13 protein-coding genes are annotated in these 12129 nt (G+C 70.9%); 4 read left to right on the top strand and 9 right to left on the bottom strand.

Annotated features, from left to right (window positions below; translation table 11 throughout):
- Positions 1 to 386 precede the first annotated feature (386 nt).
- The 5 genes from ACFYR3_RS43090 to ACFYR3_RS43070 all read right to left on the bottom strand — a co-directional run bounded on the left by ACFYR3_RS43090 (position 387) and on the right by ACFYR3_RS43070 (position 5420).
- Positions 387 to 959, bottom strand: coding sequence for a TetR/AcrR family transcriptional regulator (locus ACFYR3_RS43090; protein ID WP_355854024.1), 573 nt, complete (start codon positions 957 to 959; stop codon positions 387 to 389).
- 371 nt (positions 960 to 1330) lie between these two features.
- Positions 1331 to 2344: a Gfo/Idh/MocA family protein gene (locus ACFYR3_RS43085; RefSeq protein ID WP_389287762.1), complete on the bottom strand. Its 1014-nt coding sequence runs from the start codon at positions 2342 to 2344 to the stop codon at positions 1331 to 1333.
- Positions 2345 to 2395: 51 nt separating this feature from the next.
- Positions 2396 to 3316, bottom strand: a complete 921-nt coding sequence (locus ACFYR3_RS43080; RefSeq protein WP_355854021.1) for an ATP-binding cassette domain-containing protein — start codon at positions 3314 to 3316, stop codon at positions 2396 to 2398.
- Positions 3317 to 3324: 8 nt separating this feature from the next.
- Positions 3325 to 4401: an ABC transporter permease gene (locus ACFYR3_RS43075; RefSeq protein ID WP_356785109.1), complete on the bottom strand. Its 1077-nt coding sequence runs from the start codon at positions 4399 to 4401 to the stop codon at positions 3325 to 3327.
- Positions 4401 to 5420: a sugar ABC transporter substrate-binding protein gene (locus ACFYR3_RS43070; protein WP_389287760.1), complete on the bottom strand. Its 1020-nt coding sequence runs from the start codon at positions 5418 to 5420 to the stop codon at positions 4401 to 4403. The genes ACFYR3_RS43075 and ACFYR3_RS43070 overlap by 1 nt, the downstream gene beginning before the upstream one ends.
- Positions 5421 to 5825: 405 nt before the next feature.
- On the opposite strand from ACFYR3_RS43070, the gene ACFYR3_RS43065 reads away from it, so the two are divergent.
- Positions 5826 to 6704 carry a deoxyribose-phosphate aldolase gene (locus ACFYR3_RS43065; RefSeq protein WP_355854013.1) on the top strand — a complete coding sequence of 293 codons (879 nt, stop codon included), beginning with the start codon at positions 5826 to 5828 and terminating at the stop codon, positions 6702 to 6704.
- 142 nt (positions 6705 to 6846) lie between these two features.
- Here ACFYR3_RS43065 and ACFYR3_RS43060 read toward each other — a convergent pair whose 3' ends face one another.
- From ACFYR3_RS43060 to ACFYR3_RS43050, 3 genes are all read right to left on the bottom strand, one after another.
- Positions 6847 to 8007 (bottom strand): Gfo/Idh/MocA family protein, encoded by a 1161-nt coding sequence (locus ACFYR3_RS43060; protein ID WP_389287758.1) that lies wholly within the window; start codon positions 8005 to 8007, stop codon positions 6847 to 6849.
- A gap of 388 nt (positions 8008 to 8395) precedes the next feature.
- A complete protein-coding gene (locus tag ACFYR3_RS43055; protein ID WP_355854007.1) occupies positions 8396 to 9091 on the bottom strand; it encodes a type 1 glutamine amidotransferase domain-containing protein in 696 nt (231 codons plus the stop codon).
- A gap of 219 nt (positions 9092 to 9310) precedes the next feature.
- Complete coding sequence (locus ACFYR3_RS43050; protein WP_356785114.1) at positions 9311 to 9874, bottom strand: PadR family transcriptional regulator; 564 nt, start codon at positions 9872 to 9874, stop codon at positions 9311 to 9313.
- Between the two features lie 82 nt (positions 9875 to 9956).
- Between ACFYR3_RS43050 and ACFYR3_RS43045 the strand changes: the two genes are divergently transcribed.
- Complete coding sequence (locus tag ACFYR3_RS43045; protein ID WP_328557202.1) at positions 9957 to 10349, top strand: nuclear transport factor 2 family protein; 393 nt, start codon at positions 9957 to 9959, stop codon at positions 10347 to 10349.
- Between the two features lie 51 nt (positions 10350 to 10400).
- Positions 10401 to 10772: a ferredoxin gene (locus ACFYR3_RS43040; RefSeq protein WP_356785115.1), complete on the top strand. Its 372-nt coding sequence runs from the start codon at positions 10401 to 10403 to the stop codon at positions 10770 to 10772.
- Positions 10773 to 10826: 54 nt separating this feature from the next.
- Here the strand turns inward: ACFYR3_RS43040 and ACFYR3_RS43035 are convergent, their stop codons facing one another.
- Positions 10827 to 11411, bottom strand: coding sequence for a histidine phosphatase family protein (locus tag ACFYR3_RS43035; protein ID WP_355853995.1), 585 nt, complete (start codon positions 11409 to 11411; stop codon positions 10827 to 10829).
- Between the two features lie 354 nt (positions 11412 to 11765).
- Here ACFYR3_RS43035 and ACFYR3_RS43030 point away from each other — a divergent pair, with 354 nt between their 5' ends.
- Entirely contained in the window at positions 11766 to 11987 is a 222-nt protein-coding gene (locus tag ACFYR3_RS43030) for a CbtB-domain containing protein (protein ID WP_355853992.1), read from the top strand.
- The last annotated feature ends 142 nt before the right edge of the window (positions 11988 to 12129 follow it).

Below are 12129 nucleotides of genomic sequence, written 5' to 3'. Positions count from 1 at the left end.
GCGTCCCGCTTCGCGGGACGCTCCCGAAAACCAGCACGAACCCTTACGGACCACCCACGCCAGGGTTGACGAAACAGATAGGGGCACCCCCCCGGAGGGATCCGTCGGTCCGCCGACCGGCTCACTCGTCCTGGAACTCGGGGGAGGGGGCTTGGGGGAGGGGGCTCGGGCCGGCTCCGCATGCGGCCATGGTGCCGGGCGACCTCGGTGCCGACTTGGTGCGCGTCGAGGGCCCGCCCGGCCAGGGACTGCGGCTCGCTCCCGCGGGTGCGGCCGACACCGTCCGGTGCGGCCGCCGGTCGCTTTCGCCGAACTCAAGGAGCCCGCGGGGCGCGCCCGGCGGCGGTGCTACGGGACTGGGCGTGGACGCGCGGGCCCTGCCGGGGTCAGGGTGAGACGGCGTGGACGATGAGTGACGCCAGCTCGGCGTAGGCCTCGGCGTCGTTCAGCCCGGTGCGTGCGGCGACCTCGCCGCGCTGGATCTCCTGCATGGTGGCGGCCACGACCTCGCCCACGAACGCGGCATGGACGTCACGGAACGCTCCGGCGGCCACGCCGTCCGCGATCAACTGCCTGATCCTGCCCGCGGCCAGGCGTGTGTTGGCCTCGTACACCTCGCGGGCCGGCTCGAACTGGGCCATGTCGTCGAGGAACTGCCGGGACAGCGGCCGCAGCTGCTGCGCGACCGCGTTCAGGTAGACCACCACGCGCTCGGAGGGGGCGGAGGTGTCGGCCACCCGCTTCTCGACGGCCTGGGCGGCCTCCCGGAAGTAGTGCTTCACCGCTTCCCGCACCAGCTCCTGCTTGCTGCCCGCCAGTTGGTACAGCGTCGTCTTCGAGCAGTGCAGCCGCTCGGTCAGCTCGTCGAGGGTGAACGCCGCGAAGCCCTCCGCCACCAGCAACGCGACCAGCCTTTCGAGCAGGTCGGTCTGGCGCGCGGTACGACGTGTGGACGGCATGATCTCAGCGTAACCGTTCCTCCTCGAGCGTAACCGTCCCCCCTCCATGAGCGTGATCTCGGACGGGAGGCCCGCTGCCGGGGGCCGCACGGAGGCGTCGGCAGGTGTCGGCGGGAGGTGCCGCTTGGGCCGGCGGGCGGTCCGGTCGCCGTCGACGACGACCGGATGACCGGTCCACAGCTTCCGGCGTTGCCGACGAGCCACAGCGCGGTGGCGACGATGGCCGCGGGGCCGCCTCCGCGGCAGCGGAGTGTCGCGGCGCGGCTACGCGGCGGCGCGCTCGCCTTCGTACAACGGACCGGTGATCCCGCTGCGGAACAAGCCCGGGGCCGGCGTGCTCACCCGGACGGGACGGCCTGGGACGGCCCGGCTCAGCGGTAGAGGGCGGGGCGCTCGATCAGGTCGACCTCGGCGCGGAGGCCCTCGGCCTGGGCGCGGACGCCCGCCTCGCAGACGGCTGCCGCCGCGTACCCGTCCCAGCAGCTCGGCCCGGTGACCTCGCCGCGCAGTGTGACCCAGCACTGCACCTCGCGGTCGTACGCCTCCACGAACCGCTCCACGAAGTCGCGGGCGATCGAACCTCCCCATCGCCCGGCCGAGTTGACCAGCATTCCGTGGGCCTCGCCGATCCGTGCCGTGCCGTTCTCGCAGACGGCCTCGGCCTGCACCTGGTACCCGAAGCGGCAGTTGGCGTAGATCTCCACGTCCACAAGTACGCCCCCGTCCGTCTCCATGACGACGAACTGCGGGTCCGAGAGCCCTGCGGGCGCGTTGCCGGAGGGCCGCGGCTTCAGCACCGTCACCGCGCTGATCTCCTGCCCGAGCAGCCAGCGGGCGGCGTCCATCTCGTGCACGACGGAGTCGTTGATGAGCATCCGCTCGGTGAAGTACAGCAGCACATCGGCGTTGCGGTGCCGGTTGTGCAGCATCAGCGGACGGCCCAACTCCCCGCTGTCCAAAAGAGACTTGAGTTTCAGGTACTCGGCGTCGTAGCGCCGCATGAAACCCACCTGGACCCGTCGGTGTCCGAGCCGGAGTTCGGCCTCCAGCACGCGCAGCGTGGAGGCCGCGTCCGGGGTGAGCGGCTTCTCGCACAGGACAGGCAGGTCGTGCTCGAAGGCGGTGAGCAGTGCCGCCTCGTGAGCGGGGCCGGGGGAGGCGATGAGCACGGCGTCGACATCGTCCGCCGCCAGGGCCGCCCCCGGGTCCGTGTACGCGGTGCAGCCGTCGATGCCGTCGGCGAGTCCTTTGGCCCGACCGGCGTCGATGTCCACCATCGCGCTCACTCGCGCCCCGCTGATGACGTCGGTGATCCGGCGGGCGTGGTCGGCCCCCATCCGGCCGGTACCGACGACGGCGACCCCGAGTGTTGCGTGCTGGGTCATGAGGTTCGGTGGTCCCTTCGATGGTCGGGTGCCGCGGGAGCGGAGGAAACGTCAGGAAGCCCCTTCGGAGGAGGCGGGCGCCGGTGCGGGTGCCCGGAGGTCCTCCGCCTCGGGGAGCTCCTGTACGTCGACCCCGCGCACCTGCGCCAACTCGTGCTTGAGCGCCGCGAGTTCGGCGCCGCCCGCCATGTGGTTGGTGAGTTCCTCCAGACCGATCTCGCCGCGGTCGGCGCTGAGTTCGAGCGTGCCGAGCCGCAGCACGCTGAAGTGGTCGCCGACCATGTAGGCGTGGTGCGGGTTGTGGGTGATGAAGATGACGCCGAGGCCGCGGTCGCGTGCGGCGGCGATGTACTTGAGGACGACGCCGGACTGTTTGACGCCGAGCGCGGCGGTCGGTTCGTCGAGGATGAGGACGCGGGCGCCGAAGTGGACGGCGCGGGCGATGGCCACGGACTGCCGCTGGCCGCCGGAGAGCGTGCCGATCGGCTGGTCCAGGTCGTCGAGGACGATGCCCATGTCGCGCAGTTCCTCGTCGGCGGTCCGCTTCATCCGCGCGATGTCGAGACGACGTACGGGCCAGGGCCCTTTGGTCAGTTCGGAGCCGAGGAAGAAATTCCGCCACACCGGCATCAGCGGCACCGTCGCGAGGTCCTGGTAGACGGTCGCGATGCCCTTGGCCAGGGCCTCGCGCGGGGTGCTGAAGCGCACCGCCGTGCCGTCCACGAGGAACTCGCCCTCGCTGTGCTGGTGCAGCCCGGAGATGATCTTGATGAGGGTGGATTTGCCGGCGCCGTTGTCGCCGAGGACGCAGGTCACCCGGCCGGGGTGGACGGACAGGGAGACGTCGTGCAGGGCGCGGACATTGCCGTACGACTTGCCTGCGCCGCGCAGTTCGACGATCGCGGCGCTGCTGTCCCCGGGCGGGGTGTCCGGGAGGGCGGCGCCCGCGGTTCCGGATCCATTGCGTGTCATGGGTCGGTTCACCTCCGGCTCGCCGTGCGGCGGACCCACAGATTGACGAGTGTGGCGCCGAGCAGCATCACGCCGAGGAAGGCCTTGAACCAGTCGGGGTTCCAGCCGGCGTAGACGATGCCCTGGTTCACCATGCCGAACATGAAGGCGCCGAAGACCGGGCCGATCGCGGAGCCGTAGCCGCCGGTGAGCAGACAGCCGCCGATCACCGCCGCGGCGATGTAGATCAGTTCCTGGCCGACGCCCTCGCCCGACTGAACGGTGTTGAACGAGAACAGTTCGTGCATGCCGACGAACCAGGCGCCGAAGCCGACCGTCATGAACAGCGTGATCTTGGTGAAGGTCACCGGCACGCCCACCGCGCGGGCGCTGTCCTGGTCGCCGCCGACCGCGAAGACCCAGTTGCCGTACTTGGTGCGCAGCAGCACCCAGGTGGCCAGCGCCGCGAAGACCAGCCACCAGACGATCGTGATCTTCACCTGGACGCCGCCGACGTCGAACGACGAGGCGAAGATCTTCTTCGCCTGGCCGAAACCGTCCATGTCGCTGATGTCGTCCGTGGCGACGTTGCCGGTGACCAGCTTGGTGACGGCGAGGTTCACGCCCTGCAGGATCAGGAAGGTCCCGAGCGTCACCAGGAAGCTCGGCAGCCCGGTGCGGACCATCATCCAGCCGTTGAACGCCCCGATCCCGAGCGAGACGACCAGCGCGACGACGACACCCGCCCAGACGTTCATGGTCAGTTGATAGCTGAGCATGCTCGCCGTCAGCGCCGAGGTGATCACCGCGACACCGGCGGACAGGTCGAACTCGCCGCCGATCATCAGCAGCGCCACGGGCAGGGCCATGAGGCCGATCGTCGACGACTGGTAGAGCACCGTCGCCATCGAGCTGCCGGAGCGCACCGAGGGTGCCGCGATCAGGAAGAAGACGAACACGGCGACTGCGCCGAGGAACACCCCGACCTCGGGCCGGGCGAGCAGCCGCAGGGCCAGGGGGCGCCGGGCCGTCCGCCCGTCGGTCGTCCGGGGGCCGGGAGCCGGCGGCGCGGTCACCGTCGGCCCGGCCTGCCCGGCCGTACTCATCACCGAGTGCCCTTCGCGGCGAACTCGGCGACGGCGGCGACGTTGCTCTTGTCGACGAACGCCGGGCCGGTCAGCACCGGCTGCTCGCCACCGCCGCTGTAGTTGCCGTTGTTCTTGTAGAGCCAAAGCGAGTCGATCGCCAAGTAGCCCTGGAGGTAGGGCTGTTGGTCGACGGCGAACTGGATGGTGCCCTTGCTGATGGCGCCGGTGAGGTCCTTGTTGAGGTCGAAGGTGGCGATCTTCGCCTTGCTGCCGGCGTCACCCACCGACTGCACGGAGGTCAGGGCGTACGGGGCGCCGAGCGTGACGACGTAGTCGATCGCGGGGTCCTGCTTGAGCTTGGCCGTGATCGTGGACTTCACGGACGGCATGTCGGTGCCGTTGACATACAGGATCTCCGTGGTGCCGGTGAAGGTCTTCTTCACACCGTCGCAGCGCTGGGTGAGGCCGATGTTGCCCTGCTCCTGGACCACACAGACGGTTTTCTTGGCGCCTTCCGCGTTCAGTTTCTTGCCGAGTGCCTCGCCCGCGACGGTCTCGTCCTGGCCGAAGAACTCCGTCAGGCCCAGCTTCTTCCAGTCGCTGAGACCGGAGTTGAGGCCCACGACGGGTATGCCGGCAGAGGTCGCCTTGCCCACCACGTCCTTCATGGCGTCCGGCTTGGCCAGGGTGATCGCGATGCCGTCGACCTTCTGGTCGATCGCGTTCTGGACCAGGTTGGCCTGGATGCCCGCGCTCGGGTCGTGGGAGTAGACGAGCTTGATGTTGTCCTTGGCGGCGGCGGCCTCGGCGCCCTTGCGGACGATGTCCCAGAACGTGTCGCCCGGCGACTGATGGGTGACCAGGGCGACCGTCATACGAGGTGTGTTCGCCTTGCCCGCGGCGGCACCGTCCCCGCTCTCCTCGGACTTCTTGCCGCCCGAGCTGCTCGAGCAGCCCGCGGCGAGCAGTGCGGACGCCGCGGCCAGGGCCACGAGGGGGGCGATTCTCCGGGAACGGGGGTGGAACGTGCGATCCATCTTTCCAGCACCTCACTGTGCGACCGGGGGAGAGGGAACGGGACGGTACGGGGCGCGGGGCCCGTGCGGGGCCCGCGGCGGCGGGTCCGGACGGCGGGTCCCCGGACGGGAGTCCGGGGTCGATCCGGTGGAGCGGCGGTTTCGTTGGGACCGGATACAAGTCCCTGTCGCACCCACCTGTCAATACTTTGTTAAGACATCATTTCAGGAGCAGGTTCGAATGTCCGTACAAACTGTTGACAGGGGAGAGTGAAGCGTCCTACACCTGAGAAGCACAGGGCGCCTCCTCGCCCCCTCGCCGCATCCCATGCATCCCCCGCATCAGGAGCATCACGCATGCCGAGTCCGCCATACCCTCGCGCACTTGACCGGGCCGACCGACAACACCTCTGAACGGAGCCCGACTTGAGCATCAGCATCCCCGATCTGGTCACGGTGCGCGCCCGGTACCCGGAGGCCATCGCCGAAGCGGCCGCCCGCCGGGTCCGCCGCCTGCTGATCGGCGACAGCGGCCGTCTGATGATCGTGGCCGCCGACCACCCGGCACGCGGCGTGCTCGGCGTCGGCGGCCACCGGCTCGCCATGGCCAACCGTGCCGACCTCCTCGAACGCCTCTGCCTGGCGCTGTCCCGGCCCGGTGTCGACGGGGTGCTCGCTACGGCCGACATTCTGGAGGACCTGCTGCTGCTCGGCGTCCTGGAGAACAAGGTCGTGATGGGCTCCATGAACCGAGGCGGACTCGCCGGCGCCTCCTTCGAGATGGACGACCGCTTCACCGGCCACCGCGCCGAGGACATCGAGCGGTTCCGCTTCGACGCCGGAAAACTCCTGCTGCGCATCGACTACGACGACCCCGGATCCCTCACGTCCCTGGAGACCGGCGCCCGCACCGTCGACGCCATGGCCGCACGCCGACTGCCCCTGTTCGTCGAGCCGTTCATATCCCGCCGGGAGAAGGGCACGGTCCGCAACGACCTGAGCGCCGAGGCCGTCACCCGCTCCATCGCCATCGCCTCGGGCCTCGGCGGAACCTCCGCGTACACCTGGCTCAAACTGCCCGTCACCAGCGACCCCGACGACATGGCCGAGGTCCTCGAGACCTCCACCCTGCCCGCCGTGCTGCTCGGCGGAGAGGTGGGCGCGGACCAGGAGGTCACCTACGAGAGATGGCGCAAGGCCCTCCGCCTGCCCACCGTGCAGGGCATGGTCGTCGGCCGCACACTGCTGTATCCCGCCCACGGCACGGTGGAGACCGCGGTGGACACGGCGGTCGCCCTCCTTTGACCCGTACCCGGACGCGCCCCGCCCGTACCCGGACGCGTCCCGCACGGGAGCCCGGCCCTCACCCGGACGCACCCCAGCATGGCCCCGCACCCGGGCGCGGCCTGAACCCGCCGCAGCAGCGCCCCCTGGAGGGCCCCGCGGATCACTCTGCGGCGACCGTCACCCAGGTGCCCGACGACGCGGAGCGAACCATCGCGTCCAGCGCGGTCGCACTGCGGACCGCGTCGACCGGCGTCGCACCGTACGGCCTGTTGTCGGCGACGGACCGCAGAAAGGTGTGCGCCTCGACGACCTTGAGATCGTCGTAGCCCATGCTGTTCGCCGCGCCCGGCTGGAAGGCGGCGTAGTCCCCGGCCCCCGGACCGACGTACACGGTGCTGACCGGCTGGTCCTGGTACGTCGTGCCGCGGCTGACTCCGAGCTCGCCCAGCCGACGGAAGTCCCAGAACACCGCGCCCTTGGTGCCGTGGATCTCGAACCCGTAGTTGTTCTGCTCACCCACCGAGACCCGGCACGCCTCCAGGACACCGCGCGCACCGGAGGCGAAGCGCAGCAGGCAGTTGACGTAGTCCTCGTTCTTCACGGGGGCCGCCTCGCCGCTCGTCGCGCGCGTGTGACCCGCGGTCGCGCCGGTCGGCCGGGCCCGCAGCGGCACGAAGACCGCGGTGTCTGCCGCCAGTGCCTCGATCTCGCCCAGCAGGAAACGGGCCAGGTCGACGCCGTGCGAGGCCAGGTCGCCGAGGACCCCGCTGCCGCCCCGCTCCCGCTCGTAGCGCCAGGTCAGCGCGCCCTCCGGATGGGCCGCGTAGTCGCTGAAGAGGCGGATGCGCACGTGGGTGACGTCACCGATGTCGCCGGAGGCGATCAGCTCGCGGGCGGCCACGACGGCGGGGGCATTGCGGTAGTTGAAGCCGACTGTGCCCCGGACACCGGCCTTGGCCACCGCGTCCGACACGGCCCGGGCGTCGTCGGCGGTCAGACCCACCGGCTTCTCGATCCAGATGTGCTTGCCGACTTCGGCCATGGCCACGCCGATCTCGCGGTGCAGGAAGTTCGGCGCGGTGATGCTCACCGCCTCGACGCGCGGATCGGCGGCGATCTCCCGCCAGTCGCGTACGGCGGTGGCGAAGCCGTACCGCGCGGCGGCCTCCTCGGCCCGGCCCGGTACCTCGTCGGCGACGGAGACCAGTTCGGGACGCAGGGCGAGTTGCGGGAAGTGGTGGAGCACGCGGGCGTACGCCTGGGTGTGCACCCGCCCCATCCACCCGAACCCCACGACGGCGACACCGAGCGCACGCACCATGACTGCCCTTCCTCGGACCGGTCCGACGGCCTCCCGGCTCACAGTGAAGCCCAATCCCGTCCGCGTGCCCAGCCGTCCGGCGACAGCGCGGCCGCCGCCCGGGCGAGCAGCCGCCCCCCGGCCGACTCCGGGCCGGTGACCGGCGCGAGACAGATGTCCACGACCTCGGCCCTCGCGCCGTGGGCTGGTGACCGCGCCCTGGCGTATCCCTCGGCGAACGGGGCGATCAGCGGCCGGCGCCTCCCCGTCCCGGACCGTTGACGAGCGTGCCCGTCGCCTCCGGCCCGGACCGTTCACGAGCGTGCACCTCGCTTCAGGCAGGGGCTCAACGTGCCTGCCGGTCCGCACCGGGACGGACCATGGCGCGCGGGCGGGGGCGCGCCATGGTTCAGGCCAGTTTCTTCAGCAGTTCCGCGGCGAGCGGGGCGGCGGAGGCCGGGTTCTGGCCCGTGACGAGGTTGCGGTCGACGACCACCTTGGGAATCCACGGCTCGCCCTCCTGGAAATCGACGCCCGCCGCGACGAGCCGGTCCTGGAGCAGCCACTTGGCCTTGTCGGCGAAACCGGCCTGGGTCTCCTCGATGTTCGTGAACGCCGAGACCCGGTAGCCCGCGAAGGAGTTGGTGCCGTCCTCCCGGGTGGCGGCCAGCAGTGCCGCCGGACCGTGACACACCACACCGAGCGGCTTGCCCGACTCCAGCGTGCGGGTGAGCAGCCGACCGGACTCGGTGTCGGTCGAGAGGTCCTCCATCGGGCCGTGTCCGCCCGGGTAGAAGACGGCGGCGTAGTCGTCGAGGTTCACCTCCGACAGCTTGAGCGGCTGCCGCAGCTCGGCCATGGACGCGAGGGTGCGCTCGACCTTGTCGGCACCTTCCTGGCCACCGTTGTACTCGGGCGCGAGGCTCCCCTGGTCCACGGTCGGCACCACCCCGCCCGGCGTGGCGACGACGACGTCGTGCCCGGCCGCCTTGAAGGCCTCGTACGGGGCGGCGGCCTCCTCGGCCCAGAAGCCGGTGGGATGGGGGGTGCCGTCGGCGAGCGTCCAGTGGTCGGCGCCGGTCAACACGAAAAGGATCTTCGACATGGTGCGATTCTCCGGGGGTGCGGGTCCTGACGGCCTGGAAGGGGTTCCGGGTCGTACGCCCCTGACGTTCCGCATGGGGATCGGCAGAGTGGCGATGTACTCGACCGTATGCGGGCCGGGCACGGCTGACCAACAGGGAACCCGGTCGCAGTCATGGGTTGTCCGAGGGGACCGCGGGCACACCCGTCGACCGGGGCGGCGCCCGGAGGCCGCAACCGTCTAGCGGGCGACGGACGCGCGCTGTTCCAGGACCCGCAGCGCAACCTCCGCCCAGTCGATGTTCGCCTGCTCGAAGGCGCGTCCCCCCAGGAGAGTGAGATACGGGCCGACCCGCTCGGCCCCGGCGAGGTATTCCTCCTCGGTGCGCCCGTCGAGCAGGCGTGCGCCGATCCGGTCGTAGTGCGCCAGTTTGGCGCGCGCCCACTCCAGCCGCTCGGCGATCGCCGTCCGGACGGCGTCGGCGTCCCCCTCGTCGAGGGCGTACACCTTGACCATCAGCTCGTCCCGGATCGCCGTGGGCCTCGCGGGCCCGGCGGTGAAGGCGGCCAGGACGTCGAGTCCCGTCGCGGTCAGGGAGAACACCCGTTTGTTGGGCCGGCGTTCCTGCCGCACGAGCCGGGCCTCGATGAGCCCCTCGGACTCCATCCGGTCGAGTTCCCGGTAGAGCTGCTGCGGGGTCGCCATCCAGAAGTTGGCCACCGAGGCGTCGAACCCCTTGGCCAGGTCATAGCCCGACGCCTCGCCCTCCAGGAGCGCGGCCAGTACCGCGTTGCGCAATGCCATCCTGCAAGGCTAGACGGCATGCCCCCGCACGACTAATCTTATCCGCACCTAATCAATTAATTGAGTAAGAGAGGCGGGCGCAATGAACTCCTTCCGCAAGGCCGTGGAGGCCGGAGACCTGGGCGCGGTCGAGGAGCTGCTGGCCGACGACGTCGTGTTCACCAGCCCCGTCGCCTTCAAGCCGTACCCGGGCAAGGCGATCACCGCGGCCATCCTGCGCGGTGTCTGGCGTGTCTTCAGCGACTTCCGCTACGTCCGCGAGATCGCCGGAGCCGACGGCCGTGACCACGCGCTGGTCTTCACGGCCAAGGTGGGCGACAAGGAGATCAACGGCTGCGACTTCCTGCACTTCGACGAGGACGGACTCATCGACGAATTCACGGTGATGGTGCGTCCGTTGACGGCCGCGCAGGCGCTCTCCGAGGCGATGGGCGCGCAGTTCGAGCAGATCTCCCGGGAAGCGGCCGGCGCTTGAGGTCCCTGCCCCGCACGGTTTGAACCGACTCCTTCCGGCTACCCGCCTGTTGTGACGACGACTTCAGAGCAGGAGCTCTTCCAGTTCCTGGAGGACCGCTTCGCCTGCGCCCAGGCCTGCACCGAGTGTGCCCGCACCTGTGCGCTGCGTGCGAGCCTCCTGGATCCCGACGGGCCGAAGAAGCAGGAATCCGCACGGCGAGCGGGCGTCCTGTGCGCGGAGGTGTGCGAGGCGACCTGCAATCTGCTGTCGCGCGAGCTGGGGCAGAACGAGAGGGGTATCCGCGCGCAGCTGGAGTGGTGCCGTGACGTCTGCCTGGAGTGCGCCGACGCCTTCGACGAGTGCCCCGGCGCCGAGTCCGCGGCGAAGACCTGCCGTGAATGCGCCCAGGCGTGCGCGGACTTCATCGCCACGCTGTGGTGAGGACGAGGGCGGTGCCGCCGGTCACGGAGGTGGTGAGGGCAAGGGCCGCCCGGGTCAACTCGGTTCGGTCAGCGGGCGTCCGGCGCGGATGTTCCAGCGCCCCGCGCGCCCGCTCAACTCGGTGACGGTGAGCGGCGGCACGTCCACGCGCCAGAACGCCGACTCCGGCGCCCCCAGCACCCGTACCACCAGGGCCCGTACGACCTCGGGCTCCACCACCGCGACGGTGCGGCCGTCGAACTCGCCCGCCGCGTCGAGGCGTTCCGTCACCCGGTCGCAGAACGCCCGCACCGACTCCCCGTCGTGCGGCGCCGACGCGGGATCGGCGAGCCACCGCGCCACGGCCTCCGGCTCCTTCGCGCTCACCTCGGCCAGCGTCGCCCCGCGCCAGCGGCCCACGTCCAGACCGGCCAACTCCGGCGCCTCGACACCGCCGTCGAGCCCGAGCGCCGCCGCCGTCTGCCGGCATCGCACGGTGGGGGAGACCCACAGCCGGCTTCCGGCCGGCACGGCACCCGCGCCGGCCGCCGTCCTGGCGGCCCGCACGCCTGCGGCGTCCACCGGGCTCCCGTCGTCGAAGCGGGCCTCGCGCAGCGCCTCGCTGATCGCCGCGGAGATCAAGATCACTCGGCTGGTCATGCCATCACTCTCATGCGTCGTGGACCGGGCTCATGCACCGGGCTCATGTTTTGTGCACCGTGCCCGGTGGTGAACTCCCCGGCCCGGTAGGACAGTTGTCGCGCTTCCCGGCGCTTGGGGCGCACATGGGTCGGGGCGTGCGCCCTTGGCCCCGAACCGGCTTCGCGGTACGGTCACGTGGATATTGACGACGGTTCGGCGGAAGCCCGGTGGAATTCCGGCACGGTCGCGCCACTGTAAGCCCAGCACTTGTCGCTCCGGCCAGGGGCGGTGGAGGCGGGCCAAGTCAGACCCGTGGCTGTCGTCCTGTGCACCACCGAGATGGGACGCGAGTTCCCCAGGAGGTTCTGCCCCATGGCGCAGTCCGTCGTTCAGCCGACCGTCACCCCCACCGCCGTTCCCGCCAAGCTGCCGATCGGCGCGATCGTCCCCTGGGCGGTCTTCTTCGGCATTCTGATGCTGGTCCTGCTCTACTTCGTCGGCGCCGAACAGGGCGCCACCTCCCTCGTGTCCGGCGAGAACGTCCACGAATGGGTCCACGACGCCCGCCACCTGCTCGGTTTCCCCTGCCACTGACGGCGACGGGGAGCGTACGAGCCACGATATTCCGCGACGGCCGGCAACCCGGTCCGGGGGCCCGGGGCGGGGGGGCGGGGCCCGGGGCCCCCCCCCCCCCCCCCCCCCCCCCCCCCCCCCCCCCCCCCCCCCCCCCCCTCCC

The organism is Streptomyces sp. NPDC005784 (genome assembly GCF_042871525.1).
GTDB lineage: Bacteria > Actinomycetota > Actinomycetes > Streptomycetales > Streptomycetaceae > Streptomyces.
This window is presented reverse-complemented; position numbering and strand designations above follow the sequence as displayed.